Raw genomic sequence first — 17,682 nt, forward strand, 5'->3', positions numbered from 1 at the left:
GAGACGACGGTCTAGCCGACTTCGCCCGTCCGGAATGGCCCGCAGTTCTCACTGCGGCCCATCTGGCCTCCGCCAACGCGCAATGGCGAGCTCAATCGGCCTTGGTGTCCGCCCGGACAAGCCGGCGGACCTGTACTACGTAGAGGATCCCTGCCCACCAATACAGTGTCGTACCCCATCCGGCGAACGCCCACCCGAAAACGGCCGCGAGTTCGTGGATCCATCCCGATCCGTCACTGAGAAGCAGCAAGGGGAACGCATACATCAGGTTGAACGTAGCGGCCTTCCCGAGGAAGTTCACCTGCGGCGGCGGATAGCCGTGCCGCCTGAGGATCCCCACCATCACCAGAAGAACCAGTTCACGCGCCAAAAGTACGGCGGTCAACCAAATGGGCAGAATGTCACGCCAGGTCAAACCGACCAGAGTGGACAGAATGTAGAGCCGGTCGGCGGCCGGGTCGAGCAGCCGCCCAAGGCTGCTGATCTGATTCCAGCGCCGCGCGAGCTTCCCGTCGAGATAGTCGCTGACGCCGCTCAGCGCGAGCACGAGCAACGCCCAGCCGTCACTCTTGGGGCCCCCGAACTCAGGGCGCAGGATGAGCCACAGGAAGAGGGGTACGCCGACGAGCCTCGCCATGCTGAGGATGTTCGGGATGGTGAGGACCCTGTCCGTCTGAACACGGGTCTCCTGGACCTCCACCCGGGGGCCTCCTGTGGGGAACGAACCAACGATGCCCCCTGACTTTACCCTCCGTGTCGAGGGGCGAGAGCAAGGGGGGCGGTCGGCGCCTCCCCATTAAACGCAGAAAAGCCCGGACCGTATCCCGGTCCGGGCTTTCCTTGCAATATGAGTTCGGCGGCGTCCTACTCTCCCACAGGGTCCCCCCTGCAGTACCATCGGCGCTGTGAGGCTTAGCTTCCGGGTTCGGAATGTAACCGGGCGTTTCCCTCACGCTATGACCACCGAAACACTATGAAACACACAACCGGAGCCGCAGCCTTGACGGCTTCGACGGTTGTTCGTGGTTTCAGAACCAACACAGTGGACGCGAGCAACTGAGGACAAGCCCTCGGCCTATTAGTACCGGTCACCTCCACACCTCACGGTGCTTCCAGATCCGGCCTATCAACCCAGTCGTCTACTGGGAGCCTTAACCCCTCAAAGGGGGTGGGAATACTCATCTCGAAGCAGGCTTCCCGCTTAGATGCTTTCAGCGGTTATCCCTCCCGAACGTAGCCAACCAGCCATGCCCTTGGCAGAACAACTGGCACACCAGAGGTTCGTCCGTCCCGGTCCTCTCGTACTAGGGACAGCCCTTCTCAATATTCCTACGCGCACAGAGGATAGGGACCGAACTGTCTCACGACGTTCTAAACCCAGCTCGCGTACCGCTTTAATGGGCGAACAGCCCAACCCTTGGGACCGACTCCAGCCCCAGGATGCGACGAGCCGACATCGAGGTGCCAAACCATCCCGTCGATATGGACTCTTGGGGAAGATCAGCCTGTTATCCCCGGGGTACCTTTTATCCGTTGAGCGACGGCGCTTCCACAAGCCACCGCCGGATCACTAGTCCCGACTTTCGTCCCTGCTCGACCCGTCGGTCTCACAGTCAAGCTCCCTTGTGCACTTACACTCAACACCTGATTACCAACCAGGCTGAGGGAACCTTTGGGCGCCTCCGTTACCCTTTGGGAGGCAACCGCCCCAGTTAAACTACCCATCAGACACTGTCCCTGATCCGGATCACGGACCCAGGTTAGACATCCAGCACGACCAGAGTGGTATTTCAACGACGACTCCCCCGATACTGGCGTACCGGGTTCAAAGTCTCCCACCTATCCTACACAAGCCGAACCGAACACCAATATCAAACTGTAGTAAAGGTCCCGGGGTCTTTCCGTCCTTCTGCGCGAAACGAGCATCTTTACTCGTAGTGCAATTTCACCGGGCCTATGGTTGAGACAGTCGAGAAGTCGTTACGCCATTCGTGCAGGTCGGAACTTACCCGACAAGGAATTTCGCTACCTTAGGATGGTTATAGTTACCACCGCCGTTTACTGGCGCTTAAGTTCTCAGCTTCGCCACACCGAAATGTGACTAACCGGTCCCCTTAACGTTCCAGCACCGGGCAGGCGTCAGTCCGTATACATCGCCTTACGGCTTCGCACGGACCTGTGTTTTTAGTAAACAGTCGCTTCTCGCTGGTCTCTGCGGCCACCCCCAGCTCACACTGCAAGAGTGATCACCAGAAGTGGCCCCCCTTCTCCCGAAGTTACGGGGGCATTTTGCCGAGTTCCTTAACCATAGTTCACCCGAACGCCTCGGTATTCTCTACCTGACCACCTGAGTCGGTTTAGGGTACGGGCCGCCATGAAACTCGCTAGAGGCTTTTCTCGACAGCATAGGATCATCCACTTCACCACAATCGGCTCGGCATCAGGTCTCAGACTCATGTGAACCGGATTTACCTGGATCACGTCCTACACCCTTACCCCGGGACAACCACCGCCCGGGCTGGACTACCTTCCTGCGTCACCCCATCACTCACCTACTACCAACTTGGGTCAGCGGCTCCACCACTCCCACCACCGGCAAAGCCGGCGCGGGCGGTTTCACGGCCTTAGCATCACTGGATTCGATGTCTTTCGCGTCACAGCGGGTACCGGAATATCAACCGGTTATCCATCGACTACGCCTGTCGGCCTCGCCTTAGGTCCCGACTTACCCTGGGCAGATCAGCTTGACCCAGGAACCCTTAGTCAATCGGCGCACACGTTTCTCACGTGTGAATCGCTACTCATGCCTGCATTCTCACTCGTGAACCGTCCACAACTACCTTCCGGCGCTGCTTCACCCGGCACACGACGCTCCCCTACCCATCACAGCCGCCGTTGGGCGTATAGCTGCAATGACACGACTTCGGCGGTACGCTTGAGCCCCGCTACATTGTCGGCGCGGAATCACTTGACCAGTGAGCTATTACGCACTCTTTCAAGGGTGGCTGCTTCTAAGCCAACCTCCTGGTTGTCTCTGCGACTCCACATCCTTTCCCACTTAGCGTACGCTTAGGGGCCTTAGTCGATGCTCTGGGCTGTTTCCCTCTCGACCATGGAGCTTATCCCCCACAGTCTCACTGCCGCGCTCTCACTTACCGGCATTCGGAGTTTGGCTAAGGTCAGTAACCCGGTAGGGCCCATCGCCTATCCAGTGCTCTACCTCCGGCAAGAAACACACGACGCTGCACCTAAATGCATTTCGGGGAGAACCAGCTATCACGGAGTTTGATTGGCCTTTCACCCCTAACCACAGGTCATCCCCCAGGTTTTCAACCCTGGTGGGTTCGGTCCTCCACGAAGTCTTACCTCCGCTTCAACCTGCCCATGGCTAGATCACTCCGCTTCGGGTCTTGAGCGCGCTACTGAATCGCCCTATTCGGACTCGCTTTCGCTACGGCTTCCCCACACGGGTTAACCTCGCAACACACCGCAAACTCGCAGGCTCATTCTTCAAAAGGCACGCAGTCACGAGATATGTGCAAGCACATATCCGACGCTCCCACGGCTTGTAGGCACACGGTTTCAGGTACTATTTCACTCCGCTCCCGCGGTACTTTTCACCATTCCCTCACGGTACTATCCGCTATCGGTCACCAGGGAATATTTAGGCTTAACGGGTGGTCCCGCCAGATTCACACAGGATTTCTCGGGCCCCGTGCTACTTGGGTGTCTCTCAAACGAGCCGCTGACGTTTCAGCTACGGGGGTCTTACCCTCTACGCCGGACCTTTCGCATGTCCTTCGCCTACATCAACGGTTTCTCACTCGTCCCATCGCCGGCAGACGATGGAAGAGAGATCCCACAACCCCGCACACGCAACCCCTGCCGGGTCTCACACGTGTACGGTTTGGCCTCATCCAGTTTCGCTCGCCACTACTCCCGGAATCACGGTTGTTTTCTCTTCCTGCGGGTACTGAGATGTTTCACTTCCCCGCGTTCCCTCCACACTGCCTATATATTCAGCAGCGGGTGACAGCCCATGACGACTGCCGGGTTTCCCCATTCGGAAACCCCCGGATCAAAGCCTGGTTGACGACTCCCCGGGGACTATCGTGGCCTCCCACGTCCTTCATCGGTTCCTGGTGCCAAGGCATCCACCGTGCGCCCTTAAAAACTTGGCCACAGATGCTCGCGTCCACTGTGCAGTTCTCAAACAACGACCAACCACCCGTCACACACCAAGAACCTTGGCGCTTCACCGGGGCCGGCACTGAAGGCGACCTCGCGGCCGTACCTTCAGACACCCAACAGCGTGCCCGACACCCTCGCCCCTCCATCTCGCTTTCCACGCCGAAGCAGTACTCGCGACCAGAGCAGGTCAAGTGTGCCGAATAATCAACGTTCCACCCATGAGCTATCCACCGTCGAACGTTTGCCGACGTAGTGGCTCTGGCATCCCTTGCGGGACGCTAGATGCTCCTTAGAAAGGAGGTGATCCAGCCGCACCTTCCGGTACGGCTACCTTGTTACGACTTCGTCCCAATCGCCAGTCCCACCTTCGACAGCTCCCTCCCACAAGGGGTTGGGCCACCGGCTTCGGGTGTTACCGACTTTCGTGACGTGACGGGCGGTGTGTACAAGGCCCGGGAACGTATTCACCGCAGCAATGCTGATCTGCGATTACTAGCAACTCCAACTTCATGGGGTCGAGTTGCAGACCCCAATCCGAACTGAGACCGACTTTTTGAGATTCGCTCCACCTTGCGGTATCGCAGCTCATTGTATCGGCCATTGTAGCACGTGTGCAGCCCAAGACATAAGGGGCATGATGACTTGACGTCGTCCCCACCTTCCTCCGAGTTGACCCCGGCGGTCTCCTGTGAGTCCCCATCACCCCGAAGGGCATGCTGGCAACACAGAACAAGGGTTGCGCTCGTTGCGGGACTTAACCCAACATCTCACGACACGAGCTGACGACAGCCATGCACCACCTGTACACCGACCACAAGGGGGACCCTGTCTCCAGGGTTTTCCGGTGTATGTCAAGCCTTGGTAAGGTTCTTCGCGTTGCGTCGAATTAAGCCACATGCTCCGCTGCTTGTGCGGGCCCCCGTCAATTCCTTTGAGTTTTAGCCTTGCGGCCGTACTCCCCAGGCGGGGCACTTAATGCGTTAGCTGCGGCACGGACAACGTGGAATGTTGCCCACACCTAGTGCCCACCGTTTACGGCGTGGACTACCAGGGTATCTAATCCTGTTCGCTCCCCACGCTTTCGCTCCTCAGCGTCAGTATCGGCCCAGAGATCCGCCTTCGCCACCGGTGTTCCTCCTGATATCTGCGCATTTCACCGCTACACCAGGAATTCCGATCTCCCCTACCGAACTCTAGCCTGCCCGTATCGACTGCAGACCCGGGGTTAAGCCCCGGGCTTTCACAACCGACGCGACAAGCCGCCTACGAGCTCTTTACGCCCAATAATTCCGGACAACGCTTGCGCCCTACGTATTACCGCGGCTGCTGGCACGTAGTTAGCCGGCGCTTCTTCTGCAGGTACCGTCACTTTCGCTTCTTCCCTGCTGAAAGAGGTTTACAACCCGAAGGCCGTCATCCCTCACGCGGCGTCGCTGCATCAGGCTTGCGCCCATTGTGCAATATTCCCCACTGCTGCCTCCCGTAGGAGTCTGGGCCGTGTCTCAGTCCCAGTGTGGCCGGTCGCCCTCTCAGGCCGGCTACCCGTCGTCGCCTTGGTGAGCCACTACCTCACCAACAAGCTGATAGGCCGCGGGCTCATCCTGCACCGCCGGAGCTTTCAACCCCTCCAGATGCCTGAAGGAGTGTCATCCGGTATTAGACCCCGTTTCCAGGGCTTGTCCCAGAGTGCAGGGCAGATTGCCCACGTGTTACTCACCCGTTCGCCACTAATCCACCCCGAAGGGCTTCATCGTTCGACTTGCATGTGTTAAGCACGCCGCCAGCGTTCGTCCTGAGCCAGGATCAAACTCTCCGTGAATGTTTCCCCGTAATCGGGGTGACACCACGAGAGCGGAACAGTCGGAGGAATAATCCGACCGTTCACAGCGTCCTCGCTGTGCGCCTACCGATCAAAGACCGACAGGACTTTTTCAAAGGAACCTCGTCCCAGCGAATGCTGGAGACGGGGTATCAACATATCTGGCGTTGATTTTTGGCACGCTGTTGAGTTCTCAAGGAACGGACGCTTCCTTTGTACTCACCCTCTCGGGCTTTCCTCCGGGCGCTTCCCTTCGGTCTTGCTGTTTTGCGTTTCCGACTCTATCAGACCGTTTCACCGGCCGATTTCCTCGGATTGACGCATGCCTTTGGAATTTCCGCTTTCGCAGTTCTTCCTTCGGCGAGGTCAAACACTATCAGTCTTTTTTCGGCCCGCTTGCCACGCTCCGCAGACATGCAGAAGCACGGTTCACAATGCGACTTAGGACTTGATAGATGCTGCCGGGGTGGTGGACGCTCGTTGACGTCTGTTGGCCCTCAGCAGGGGTACGACAGTACATCGGGCCCGAGCTTCGGCGCAAATCGTTTGCCCGCGGCCCCTACGTCCGCCAACCGGGACCTCTCGTAGGGAACCGGGACTTTTTATGACTTACGCTTCTGAACAGTGCGCCGTCCAGGACAGGCAGTGACGGCGACCCCGAATCTCCGCCCCTGGGAGGCTTGCCATGACCAGTGTGACGTCCCCGCTCACCGGACGCGCCATCGGGCTCTCCGCCGTTCCTGACCCGGTGTTCTCCGGTGCGATGGTCGGCCCCGGCTCCGCCATCGACCCCGCGCGCGAGGCGTCGGACGCCGTCGCTCCCGTCGACGGCATCGTCGTCTCCCTGCACCCGCACGCCTTCGTCGTCGTGGACGAGCAGGGTCACGGGGTGCTGACGCACCTGGGCATCGACACCGTGCAGCTGAACGGCGAGGGCTTCGAGCTGCTCGTCAACAAGGGCGACACCGTGCAGCGCGGTCAGTCCGTGGTCCGCTGGGACCCGGCCGCCGTCGAGGCCGCGGGCAAGTCGCCGATCTGCCCGGTCGTCGCCCTGGAGGCCACCGCCGAGTCCCTCTCCGACGTCGTCGAGGACGGGGACGTCAAGGCCGGTGACGCGCTCTTCAGCTGGAAGTGACACGCTCCGTCACTGACGGCCAGCAGGACTATCAACGCGGCGGCACGGCTCGCCGCACTATCGGAGACGGTGAGATGGAGACAACGCTGCGAGGCGTCGGCGTAAGCCACGGTGTCGCGATCGGCGAGGTTCGGCACATGGGAACGGCGGTGCTGGAGCCGCCGGCCAAGCAGATCCCGGCGGAGGAGGCGGAGCGCGAACAGGGGCGCGCCCGTCAGGCCGTCGAGGCTGTCGCGGCCGACCTGATGGCGCGCGGCAATCTGGCCGGCGGCGAGGCCCAGGCGGTGCTCGAGGCCCAGGCCATGATCGCTCAGGACCCCGAGCTCATCGCGGATGTCGACCGTCGTATCGCCGTCGGGAGCACGGCCGAGCGCGGCATCTACGACGCGTTCTCGCACTACCGCGAACTGCTCGCCGGCGCCGGTGAGTACATGGCAGGACGAGTCGCGGACCTCGACGACGTGCGGAACCGCATCGTGGCCCGTCTCCTCGGTGTGCCGATGCCCGGCGTTCCGGACAGCGACAAGCCGTACGTGCTGATCGCCCGGGACCTCGCTCCCGCGGACACCGCGCTGCTCGACCCCGCGCTCGTGCTCGGTTTCATCACCGAAGAGGGCGGGCCGACGAGCCACAGCGCCATCCTGGCCCGCGCCCTCGGCGTGCCGGCCGTGGTGGCCCTGCCCGGTGCCGGTGAGCTCGCCGAGGGTTCCGTGGTCGCCGTCGACGGCAGCACCGGTGAGATCTTCGTTGACCCGAGCGCCGAGAAGCGCGCCGCCATGGAGGCCGCTGCCGCCGAGCGCAAGGCGGCGCTGGCCGCGTCGACCGGTCCCGGCGCCACGTCCGACGGCCACAAGGTGCCGCTGCTCGCCAACGTCGGCGGTCCCGCCGACGTGCCTGCCGCGGTGGAGGCGGGCGCCGAGGGCGTCGGCCTGTTCCGTACCGAGTTCCTCTTCCTGGACGACAGCAAGAACGCGCCGTCCGAGGAGAAGCAGGTCGAGGCGTACCGGCAGGTGCTCGAGGCGTTCCCCGAGGGTCGTGTCGTGGTGCGTGTGCTCGACGCGGGCGCCGACAAGCCGCTCGACTTCCTGACGCCGGGCGACGAGCCGAACCCGGCGCTGGGCGTGCGGGGTCTGCGGACGCTGCTCGACCACCCGGAGGTGCTGCGCACGCAGCTGACCGCGCTGGCGAAGGCTTCCGAGGGGCTCCCCGTCTACCTCGAGGTCATGGCGCCGATGGTCGCCGACCGTGCCGACGCCAAGGCCTTCGCCGACGCTTGCCGCGAGGCCGGGCTGCAGGCGAAGTTCGGTGCGATGGTGGAGATTCCGTCCGCCGCGCTGCGTGCCCGGTCCGTGTTGCAGGAGGTCGAGTTCCTGTCGCTCGGCACCAACGACCTGGCCCAGTACACGTTCGCCGCCGACCGTCAGGTCGGTGCGGTGTCGCGTCTGCAGGACCCGTGGCAGCCCGCGCTGCTCGACCTGGTGTCGCTGTCCGCCGAGGCGGCGAAGGCCGAGGGCAAGAGCTGTGGCGTCTGCGGTGAGGCGGCGTCCGACCCGCTGCTCGCGTGTGTTCTGACCGGTCTGGGTGTCACCTCCCTGTCCATGGGTGCGGCGTCGATTCCGTACGTGCGGGCGACGCTCGCCAAGTACACGCTGGCGCAGTGCGAGCGTGCGGCTTCCGCGGCGCGTGCCGCCGAGTCCGCCGAGGAAGCGCGCAACGCCGCTCAGGCCGTGCTTTCGGGCGAGTAGTCGAGCACGATCGGTGCCTTTTCGAAGGGCGCTCCGCCTTTGGGCGGGGCGCCCTTCGCGTCTGTTCGGCGGGTTAGTGGGTGTGCCTCCCGTCCTGTTCGGTGTCGGCGACGTCCGGCGCGGTGCAGTAGTTCACGCCGGGTTCCGGTGCCGAGAGGTCTCCAGAGTTCGCGTCGGTGCAGTAGGCGTCGAAGACCCGGCTCGCGGGGATGGGGCGGAGTCCCTCGTCCTTGAGGTGCCAGCCGTGGACGCGGTCCTCCTGGCCCGCGACCGAGCTGCGGACGATGACCGCGCAGGCGCGTCGGGTGACGATGGCGAGGGCGATGACGGCGGTGACCTCCATGGCCGCCGACTCGTCGAGCTTCACCGTGTCGGTCTCGGTCGCGTCCACGTGGAGCACGGCGTGCAGAGGCTCCCTGTCGGTGAGCACGCTGCACACCCAGTGGTGGGCGCCGTCGCCGAGAGCCTCGATCATGCGGGCGACCAGATAGGAGGCCCTGGCGAAGGCCATCCGTCCGACGTCCTGTCCGCACACGGTGCACAGTCCGGTCTTGGAAAGGATGGACGTCGCGTACTCCCAGGTGGCCTGGCGGACGGCCTCCTCCACCAGTTCGGGGACGAGGTCGGCCATGGGCTGGCCCTGGTAGGCGACGCCGGGGCCGGTGGAGGCGAGCTCCGCGGTGAAACGGGTGCGGCTGCCGGCGTCGTCCGGGTCGATGCCCTCCGCCGCGCAGAATTCGGTGAACTCGGCGGGGTCGAAGAGCGTGACGGTGGTGTGCCCGCCCGCCTCCGCGAGGGATTTGAGCAGGCCCTCCACTTGGTTCAGGTAGGTCGTGTGGTCGTCGAAGGTGAAGCTGCGGTAGTGCCGCATGGCCGCGAAGTCCTGCTCGTCGGCCAACAGGCCGATGGTGCCCGCCACTTCGCGGCGCAGGACGCTGCGCATGCCGGTCGTGGTGCTGTCGTGCGTGTGCCCCATGATTCCCCCTGAGTGCGATCCGTCGATGCTCACTCAGAGTAATCAGGGGCACTGACAACGCGACGATCGGTGACCGTGCGGGGCCGCTCCGGCCGGTGGGTCAGGCGCGCTTGCGGGCGATTTCCTCGTAGAACTTGAGGAGGTCGAGGTTGTCGATGGAGCCCGGGTTGACGGCCTTCTCCAGCGGTGTGCCCTGGAGCAGGCGCTTGACGGGGACCTCGATGCGCTTGCCGGTGAGGGTGTGCGGGACTCCGGGGGCTTCGATGATCTCGTCGGGCACGTGGCGCGGGGAGAGCTGCTCGCGGATGACCTGCTTGATGCGGGTGCGCAGCGCGTCGTCGAGGGTGGCGCCCGGGGCGAGGTGGACGAAGAGGGGCATCCAGTAGCCGCCGTCGGGCTGTTCCAGGCCGATGACGAGGGACTCGCGGATCTCGGGGAGCCGCTCCACGGCCTCGTAGATGTCGGCGGAGCCCATCCGGACGCCCTGCCGGTTGAGGGTGGAGTCGGAGCGGCCGTGGATGACGACGGAGCCGCGCTCGGTGAGCGTGATCCAGTCGCCGTGGCGCCAGACTCCGGGGTAGGTGTCGAAGTAGCTGTCGTGGTACCGGCTGCCGTCGGGGTCGTTCCAGAAGCGGATCGGCATGGACGGCATCGGGTTGGTGACGACGAGCTCGCCGACCTCTTCGGTCAGCGGGTTGCCCTCGGGGTCCCATGCCTGGAGGTCGGTGCCGAGGCTGGGCGCCTGGAGTTCGCCGATGTGGACGGGGAGCGTCGGTACGGCGCCCGCGAAGCAGGAACAGACGTCGGTGCCGCCGCTGACGGACGCGATCCACAGGTCGTCGCGCACCTCGTCGTGCAGCCAGCGGAATCCGTCGGGCGGCAGCGGGGAGCCGGTGGTGGCGACGCACTTGACGCGGGACAGGTCGTGGTCGCGCGAGGGGTGCACGCCGGCCTTGCGGCAGGCCATGACGTAGGCGGCGGAGGTGCCGAAGAGTGTGGCGCCTGTGCGTTCGGCGACGGCCCACTGGGCGCCGGTCTCGGGATAGCCGGGGCTGCCGTCGTAGGTGACGATCGTGGTGCCGGTGAGCAGGCCGCCGACCAGGAAGTTCCACATCATCCAGCCCGTGGACGTGTACCAGAAGAACCGGTCGTCGGGGCCGAGGTCGCAGTGCAGGCCGATCTGCTTGAGGTGCTCGACGAGGATGCCGCCCTGCGACTGGACGATGGCCTTGGGCAGGCCGGTGGTGCCGGAGGAGTAGAGCACCCACAGTGGGTGGTCGAACGGCACGTCTTCGTAGACGGGCGCCGTGTCCCCCGATGTGAGGGCGGACCACTCGAGGGCGCCTTCGGGGGCGTCGGTTCCGAGGAGCGGAATGTGCACCACCGCGCGCAGGGAGGGCAGTTCGTCGCGGAGTTCCTGGACGGTGTCGCGGCGGTCGTGCTCCTTGCCGCCGTAGCGGTAGCCGTCGACGGTGAACAGGACGACGGGTTCCACCTGCTGGAAGCGGTCGAGGACGCTGCGGGCGCCGAAGTCGGGGGCGCAGGAGGTCCACACGGCGCCGACGGCCGCGGTGGCGAGGAGGGCCGCGACGGCCTCCGGGATGTTGGGCAGGTAGCCGCTGACGCGGTCGCCTGGGCGTACTCCGAGGGCGCGCAGTTCCGCGGCCAGGGAGCCGACCTGCCTGCGGAGTTCTGCCCAGGTGACCGGGCGGGGCTCGTGCGTCTCGTCCACGTGGAGGATGGCGGGGGTGTCCGCGCGGGCGGGGTCGTCGGCAGTGCGCAGGGCGTGGGCGGCGTAGTTGACGGTGGCGCCGGGGAACCATTCGGCGCCGGGCATGGAGCGGTCGCCGAGCACGCGCGCGTAGGGGTGGGTGAAGCGCACGTCGAACCACTCGGTGACGGCCTTCCAGAAGGCTTCGAGGTCCGTGACCGACCACCGGTGCAGCGCCTCGTAGCCACCGTCGGCCGGCGCGCCGTGGTGCTCGGCGGCCCAGGCCTGGAACCGCGTGATCTGGGCGTCGGCGATCTGCTGCCGGTCGGGCTGCCAGAGCGGTGACGGGTTCACGGTGGACATGATGCGGCTCCAGAAAGGTCGTGCGCGGCGTGTGCGTCGCTGGCGCGCTCCGTGGAGCGGACGCCTGACGCGGCTCACAGGACGATGCCACGTGATCGACTTCGGCACCAGGGTGTGCCCCACATAGTCGACCTCTCGTAGATGTGCTGGGACCACGGGTGAACGGCAGTTGAACGGGGCCCTCACGCGCGCGTCGCGGTGGCAGGCTGAGCAGCATGGATGGTCGTGACCTGGTGCGCTTGGCGAAGGCGGTCTCTTCCGTGGGGTCGGCCCAGGGGCTGCGCGCCGTTCGGGCGTCGTGGCGGCACCGGCGCGCGGATGCCGCGGGGCTGCCCCGGCGTGGCGTCGAGCGGGCCCGGGTGCCGGGTTCCGTGGTCGACGCGACGCCGGAACCGGGTGGCGGCCTGGTGCGGTTCACGCGGTCCCGGCTGCGCATCACCGTGACGGCGAGCGGCGCGGTGTTCTGGGGTTGGGACGGCGCCGAGCCCGAGCCCTCGTACGCGCTGGCGGGGATCTGCCCGGAGGCGGACCCGCGGGCGGTCCTGGAGCCGGACAAGGACGACGGCTGGCGGGTGGTGTCCGAGCGGATGACCGTGGTGGTGTCGCGGCACGGCGCGTTGGAGGTGCGGACGCCGGGCGGGGTGCTGCTGCGGCGTGAGCTGCCGCCCCGGTGGTGGGAGCCGGAGGGCGGCGGTGAGGCGCGCTGGGCGCAGCGGAGCGAGGTGGCCGCGGACGCGCGGTTCTTCGGGCTCGGCGGGCGTGCGTCGGGGCCCCGGCTGCGGAACGGGACGTACCGGTTGTGGAACACGGATCCTGGTGGCTCGTTCGGCCGGCATGACGATCCCCTGTCGCTCACGATGCCGGTGCAGATGGTCGTCGCGGACGCCGGGACGCATCTGGTGTTCCACGACAACACCTGGGACGGCACGGTCGCGCTCCGGGAGGGCTGCGAGGGCGAGGGGTCCGGGCACGACTGCGCCGGGACCTCCGAAGTGCGCATGGACGGCGGCCCGTTGCGCTCCTGGGTGGTGGTGGGCGCTCCCGCGCGCGTGTTGAGTGTCTGGACGCGGTTGACCGGCGCTCCGGCCGTGCCTCCTGGGTGGGCGCTCGGTCATCAGCACGCGCGGTGGGGGTTCGGGAGCGAGCAGGAGGTGCGGCGGGTCGTCGCGGGCTACAAGGAGCGCGATCTGCCTCTGGACGCGGTGCACCTGGACATCGATCACTTCGCGGCGCGGCAGGCCTTCACGGTGGATCGTGAGCGGTTTCCTTCCTTGCCGCGGCTGGCCGAGGACCTGCGGGGCGAGGGCGTCCGGCTGGTGTCGATCGTCGATCCGGCGGTCAAGGCGCAGCGCGGCAATGCCCTGTACGACGGCGGGCGGGCGATCGACGCCTTTGTGCGGGACGCGGCGAACCGTCCGGTGCGCGGTGTCGTGTGGCCCGGCGAGTCCGTGTTCCCGGACTTCACGGCGGAGCGCGTGCGCAAGTGGTGGGGCGGTCTCTACGAGGAGCGCCTCGCGCAGGGTTTCTCGGGCTTCTGGCACGACATGAACGAGCCGGTGTCCTTCGCCGCCTTCGGGGAGCCCACGCTCCCCCGTTCGGCCCGTCACGCGGTCGAGGGGCGCGGCGGCGACCATCGGGAGGCGCACAACGTCTACGGACTGTGCATGGCGCGGGCCGGCTATGAGGGGTTGCGTGAATTGCAGCCCCAGGAACGGCCCTTCCTGTTCTCGCGGTCGGGCTGGGTGGGTCTTCAGCGCTACGGAGGGACGTGGTCCGGTGATGTCGCCACCGGGTGGGAGGGGCTCCGGTCCTCGCTCTCCCTGGTGCTGGGGCTCGGCTTGTGCGGGGTGCCGTACTCGGGGCCGGATGTGGGCGGGTTCGACGGGGAGCCGTCCCCGGAGCTGTTTCTGCGCTGGTTCCAACTGGGCGCGCACATGCCGCTGTTCCGGACGCATTCGGCGCTGCGGGCGGGGCGGCGCGAGCCCTGGACGTTCGGGGCGGAGGTGCTCGACCACGCGCGCGTGGTGCTGCGGGAGCGGCGGCGGCTCCACCCGTACCTCATGACGCTCGCGCACCTCGCTCGGCGTACCGGCGCTCCTTATGTGCGGCCCTTGTGGTGGGGCGCTCCGGAGGACCGGGCGTTGCGGGACTGCGAGGACGCCTTCTTGTTGGGCGACTGTCTGCTGGTGGCGCCGGTCCTCGACCGGGGCGTGAAGCGCCGCGCCGTGCAGCTGCCGCCCGGGCGCTGGTACGACACGGTGACCGGTGCGGTGTTCGACGGTCCGGGGCAGGTCGCCGTGGACGCGCCCTTGTCGCGTATTCCGGTCCTCGCGCGTGGTGGGGCGGTTCTCCCGGTGCGCGACCGGGATGGCGGCGTCGTCCTGGAGGCGTGGGCGCCCGCTCCCGGGCGGACGGGAGGCGGCCATGTGGCGCGGGACGTCGGGGACGGCTGGGAGGAGCCGCGGATCGACCGGTTCCGGGTGCGCTGGAACGAGGGGCGAGTGGTCGTCGAGTGGGACGGGGAGGACGGCGACGTGGAGCCGTCGTACCCCGTCCGCGTGCGCGGGCTCTGAGGGGTCTGGCGGCCTAGAGGTAGCGGCCCTCGAACCATGCCTTGGCTGCCAGCGTGTGGAGCGGGAAGGCGAGTTCGGCCGGACGGCGCAGCAGGTGCCAGCCGTCGGTCTCGTCCGTGGCCACGCTGTCGGGCAGAAACCCGGCGGGGCGCTCGGGCAGGAGACCGAAGAGCAGGAGGTGGCCGTCGGGGGCGCTCATGGCGTCCGCGAGGCGTACGTCGCGGGCCTGGGCGACGATGCCGGTCTCCTCCTGGAGTTCGCGGACGACGGCCCGCCGCCAGTCCTCCCGGTCGTCGATGAAGCCGCCGGGCAGAGCGGGCTCCCCGCGCGCGGGAGCGATGGTCCGGGTGATGGCGACGAGCGCCGTGCCCACCGTGTCGTAGACCGGTTGGAGGGCGACGGCCACGGGGAGCGGGTTGCGGTAGGCCACGGAGTCACAGGCCCCGCAGGTGCGCGGCCAGCCGTGCGCCTCGGCCCCGTAGGCGGTCCCACAGCTCGAACAGTGGGAATCCGGAACGGGGTTGAGCGTGGGGTGGGTTGATGCGGACACGGCGCGGACTGTATCCGATCACTCGGCCGCGGTCTTCCCCGGTGGGGTCGGCGCCTGATAGACGCTGATCCATGACTCGAGCCACCACCGCTCTGCGGAAACTCGCCGCCCTGACCGCAGCCGCGCTTCTGGGCGTGGCCGCCGCGCCCTCTGCCGCGCAGGCGACGCCCGACCCCAAGGCGCCCAAGGACTTCGTGGCGCTCCATGATGTGGACCCCACGATCATCCAGGAGATGCGCTACTACACGGAGCACGACTTCATGGGTGAGCCGGTCGACGGCTACAAGAAGCCGATGTGCATCCTCACGAGACCGGCCGCGCGGGCGCTGCACACGGCGCAGGCGGGCCTCCTGAAGAGGGGCTACTCCCTCAAGGTGTACGACTGTTACCGGCCGCAGCGCGCGGTCGACCACTTCGTCCGCTGGGCGAAGGACCTCGACGACCAGCGGATGAAGGCGGAGTTCTACCCGCGCGTGGACAAGACGCGGCTCTTCGAGGACGGCTACATCGCGGAGAAGTCGGGCCACAGCCGGGGCTCCACTCTCGATCTGACCGTCGTGAAGCTGCCCGCGGTGCCCACGCGTCCGTACGTACCCGGGGAGCAGCTCACACCCTGCTACGGGCCCAAGGCCGAGCGCTTCCCGGACAACTCGGTGGACATGGGGACGGGCTTCGACTGCTTCGACACGCTCGCCCACACCGACGACCCGCGCATCAAGGGCGTCCAGCGGGCCAACCGTGACCTGCTGCGGGACGCGCTCGGCGCGCAGGGGTTCGTCAATCTCCCCGAGGAGTGGTGGCACTACACGTACAAGCCGGAGCGGTACCCGGACACCTACTTCGACTTCCCGGTCTCCAGGAGGTCGCTGACGGGGCGGTGACGTCGTCCGGTTCCCCGTGGCACACTTCTGACGTTCCGTCAGATCCAATGCCGGGGAGGGACTGTGGCGCGCACGCGTACACCTGTCGTGGCCGACTGGTTCGCCGGAGAGGGGGACGACTTCCGCCTTCTGGGCACGCGCTGCGCCGCGTGCGCGTCGGTGTTCTTCCCACGCGAGGACACGGCGTGCCGCAATCCCGCGTGCGCGGGCGGTGAGCTCGTCGAAGTGCCGCTTTCGCGGCGCGGGCGGATCTGGTCGTACACGGACGCCCGGTACCGACCGCCGGAACCGTACGTGTCGGATCGGGAACTCCCGTGGGAGCCCTACGCGTTGATCGCTGTGGAGCTCGAGGCCGAGCGCATGGTCGTGCTCGGCCAGGGGGCTCCGGGAGTCTCCGCCGCCGATCTCGCGGTCGGCATGGAGGTGGAGGTCGTACCGGGCGTACTCGACGAGGAGGGGGACGAAGAGACCGGGACGACGTGGACGACGTGGCACTGGCGGCCGACGGGGGTGACGGCATGACGGCGGACGTGGCGGTTCTCGGAGCGGGCATGCACCCCTGGGGCAAGTGGGGGCACGGATTCGTCGAGTACGGGGTGGCGGCGGCCCGGGCGGCGCTCGCCGACGCGGGGATCGACTGGCGCGACGTGGGGTCGATCGTCGGGGCGGACACGGTGCGCGGCGGATACCCCGGCTATGTGTCGGGGGCGACGTTCGCGAAGGCGCTGGGCTGGCAGGGCGCGCGCGTGACCAGCGTCTACGCGGCGTGCGCCTCGGGCGCGCAGGCCGTCGGCACGGCGCGGGCGCAGATCCTGGCGGGGCTCGCGGACGTGGTACTGGTGGTGGGCGCCGACGCCGCGCCCAAGGGGTTCTTCAAGCCCGCGGGCGGCGACCGGCCCGACGATCCCGACTGGCTGCGTTTCCGCGCCCTGGGGGCGACCAACCCGACGTACTTCGGGCTGTACGCGCGCCGGAGGATGGCCGTGCACGGGGACACCCTGGAGGACTTCGCCCAGGTCAAGGTGAAGAACGCCGCCTCAGGCGCGCTGAATCCGAACGCGCGCTACCGCAAGACGGTGACGGCCGACGAGGTCGCGGCCTCCGCCGTGGTCGCCGATCCGCTCCGCCTGCTCGACATCTGTGCGACGTCGGACGGCGGGGCCGCGCTGGTGCTGTCCAGCATGGAGTTCGCGCGCCGTCACGGCGCCGCGGATCCCGTCCGCATCCGTGCGGTGTCGACGGTGACGCCGACGTATCCGAACACGGTGCTCGACCTTCCCGACATCGCGACGGACTCGGCCGCCGGCGTCGCGCCCGAAGGGCCCACCTTCCGCGCCTCGATCGCGCGCGCCGCCTACGAGGAGGCGGGCATCGGCCCCGAGGACCTGTCCCTCGCGGAGGTCTACGACCTGTCGACGGCCCTCGAACTGCAGTGGTACGAGGACCTGGGGCTGTGCGGCGAGGGTGAGGGCGCGAAGCTGCTCAGGGACGGCGCGACCGCGCCCGGCGGGCGCATACCCGTGAACAGCAGCGGCGGACTGGCGTCCTTCGGGGAGGCGGTGCCCGCGCAGGCGATCGCCCAGGTCTGCGAGCTGACATGGCAGTTGCGGGGCACGGCCGGCGACCGGCAGGTGGCAGGGGCCCGGGCGGGGATCACGGCCAACCAAGGCCTGTTCGGGCACGGTTCCTCGGTCGTGGCGGTGCGCTGACCGCCGTCGCGACCGTGCGCCCACCCGCG

General features: G+C 66.8%; 10 protein-coding genes and 3 rRNA genes. 6 read left to right on the plus strand and 7 right to left on the minus strand.

Going from position 1 to position 17,682, the window contains the following annotated elements:
- Positions 1-91: 91 nt before the first annotated feature.
- From ACTWJ8_RS08470 to ACTWJ8_RS08485, 4 genes are all read right to left on the minus strand, one after another.
- Complete coding sequence (locus ACTWJ8_RS08470; protein WP_443263488.1) at positions 92-700, minus strand: CDP-alcohol phosphatidyltransferase family protein; 609 nt, start codon at positions 698-700, stop codon at positions 92-94.
- A 151-nt stretch (positions 701-851) separates the two neighbouring features.
- Positions 852-968, minus strand: a 5S ribosomal RNA gene (gene rrf, locus ACTWJ8_RS08475).
- A gap of 90 nt (positions 969-1,058) precedes the next feature.
- Positions 1,059-4,181 (minus strand): 23S ribosomal RNA (locus ACTWJ8_RS08480).
- 303 nt (positions 4,182-4,484) lie between these two features.
- Positions 4,485-6,010, minus strand: a 16S ribosomal RNA gene (locus ACTWJ8_RS08485).
- The 16S, 23S and 5S rRNA genes sit together here, the layout of an rRNA operon.
- Before the next feature lie 685 nt (positions 6,011-6,695).
- Between ACTWJ8_RS08485 and ACTWJ8_RS08490 the strand changes: the two genes are divergently transcribed.
- Both ACTWJ8_RS08490 and ptsP read left to right on the plus strand, forming a co-directional pair.
- Positions 6,696-7,145 (plus strand): PTS sugar transporter subunit IIA, encoded by a 450-nt coding sequence (locus ACTWJ8_RS08490; RefSeq protein WP_356385401.1) that lies wholly within the window; start codon positions 6,696-6,698, stop codon positions 7,143-7,145.
- 74 nt (positions 7,146-7,219) lie between these two features.
- Entirely contained in the window at positions 7,220-8,890 is a 1,671-nt protein-coding gene (gene ptsP, locus ACTWJ8_RS08495; protein WP_356385404.1) for a phosphoenolpyruvate--protein phosphotransferase, read from the plus strand.
- 73 nt (positions 8,891-8,963) lie between these two features.
- Here ptsP and ACTWJ8_RS08500 read toward each other — a convergent pair whose 3' ends face one another.
- Both ACTWJ8_RS08500 and ACTWJ8_RS08505 read right to left on the minus strand, forming a co-directional pair.
- The gene (locus ACTWJ8_RS08500; RefSeq protein WP_443263489.1) at positions 8,964-9,866 is read right to left on the minus strand and encodes a hypothetical protein; all 903 of its coding nucleotides are present in this window, start codon (positions 9,864-9,866) and stop codon (positions 8,964-8,966) included.
- Positions 9,867-9,966: 100 nt separating this feature from the next.
- Positions 9,967-11,940, minus strand: a complete 1,974-nt coding sequence (locus tag ACTWJ8_RS08505) for an acetoacetate--CoA ligase (protein WP_356385410.1) — start codon at positions 11,938-11,940, stop codon at positions 9,967-9,969.
- Between the two features lie 215 nt (positions 11,941-12,155).
- Here ACTWJ8_RS08505 and ACTWJ8_RS08510 point away from each other — a divergent pair, with 215 nt between their 5' ends.
- Positions 12,156-14,513: a glycoside hydrolase family 31 protein gene (locus ACTWJ8_RS08510; RefSeq protein WP_443263490.1), complete on the plus strand. Its 2,358-nt coding sequence runs from the start codon at positions 12,156-12,158 to the stop codon at positions 14,511-14,513.
- Positions 14,514-14,526: 13 nt separating this feature from the next.
- Here ACTWJ8_RS08510 and ACTWJ8_RS08515 read toward each other — a convergent pair whose 3' ends face one another.
- Positions 14,527-15,063: an NUDIX domain-containing protein gene (locus ACTWJ8_RS08515; protein ID WP_443263491.1), complete on the minus strand. Its 537-nt coding sequence runs from the start codon at positions 15,061-15,063 to the stop codon at positions 14,527-14,529.
- A gap of 71 nt (positions 15,064-15,134) precedes the next feature.
- On the opposite strand from ACTWJ8_RS08515, the gene ACTWJ8_RS08520 reads away from it, so the two are divergent.
- The 3 genes from ACTWJ8_RS08520 (at position 15,135) to ACTWJ8_RS08530 (ending at position 17,653) form a co-directional block, all read left to right on the plus strand.
- Positions 15,135-15,944: a M15 family metallopeptidase gene (locus tag ACTWJ8_RS08520; RefSeq protein WP_356385419.1), complete on the plus strand. Its 810-nt coding sequence runs from the start codon at positions 15,135-15,137 to the stop codon at positions 15,942-15,944.
- 63 nt (positions 15,945-16,007) lie between these two features.
- Entirely contained in the window at positions 16,008-16,466 is a 459-nt protein-coding gene (locus tag ACTWJ8_RS08525; protein ID WP_356385422.1) for a Zn-ribbon domain-containing OB-fold protein, read from the plus strand.
- Positions 16,463-17,653, plus strand: a complete 1,191-nt coding sequence (locus ACTWJ8_RS08530) for a lipid-transfer protein (RefSeq protein WP_443264842.1) — start codon at positions 16,463-16,465, stop codon at positions 17,651-17,653. Before ACTWJ8_RS08525 ends, ACTWJ8_RS08530 begins: the two co-directional genes overlap by 4 nt.
- The last annotated feature ends 29 nt before the right edge of the window (positions 17,654-17,682 follow it).

The organism is Streptomyces sp. SDT5-1 (genome assembly GCF_052245995.1).
Classification (GTDB): domain Bacteria; phylum Actinomycetota; class Actinomycetes; order Streptomycetales; family Streptomycetaceae; genus Streptomyces.

Coding starts and splice junctions, on each gene's coding strand:
- ACTWJ8_RS08530 (WP_443264842.1), top strand. CDS start 16,463: ATGACGGCGGACGTGGCGGTTCTCGGAGCGGGCATGCACCCCTGGGGC.
- ptsP (WP_356385404.1), top strand. CDS start 7,220: ATGGAGACAACGCTGCGAGGCGTCGGCGTAAGCCACGGTGTCGCGATC.
- ACTWJ8_RS08510 (WP_443263490.1), top strand. CDS start 12,156: ATGGATGGTCGTGACCTGGTGCGCTTGGCGAAGGCGGTCTCTTCCGTG.
- ACTWJ8_RS08500 (WP_443263489.1), bottom strand. CDS start 9,866: ATGGGGCACACGCACGACAGCACCACGACCGGCATGCGCAGCGTCCTG.
- ACTWJ8_RS08520 (WP_356385419.1), top strand. CDS start 15,135: ATGACTCGAGCCACCACCGCTCTGCGGAAACTCGCCGCCCTGACCGCA.
- ACTWJ8_RS08505 (WP_356385410.1), bottom strand. CDS start 11,940: ATGTCCACCGTGAACCCGTCACCGCTCTGGCAGCCCGACCGGCAGCAG.
- ACTWJ8_RS08490 (WP_356385401.1), top strand. CDS start 6,696: ATGACCAGTGTGACGTCCCCGCTCACCGGACGCGCCATCGGGCTCTCC.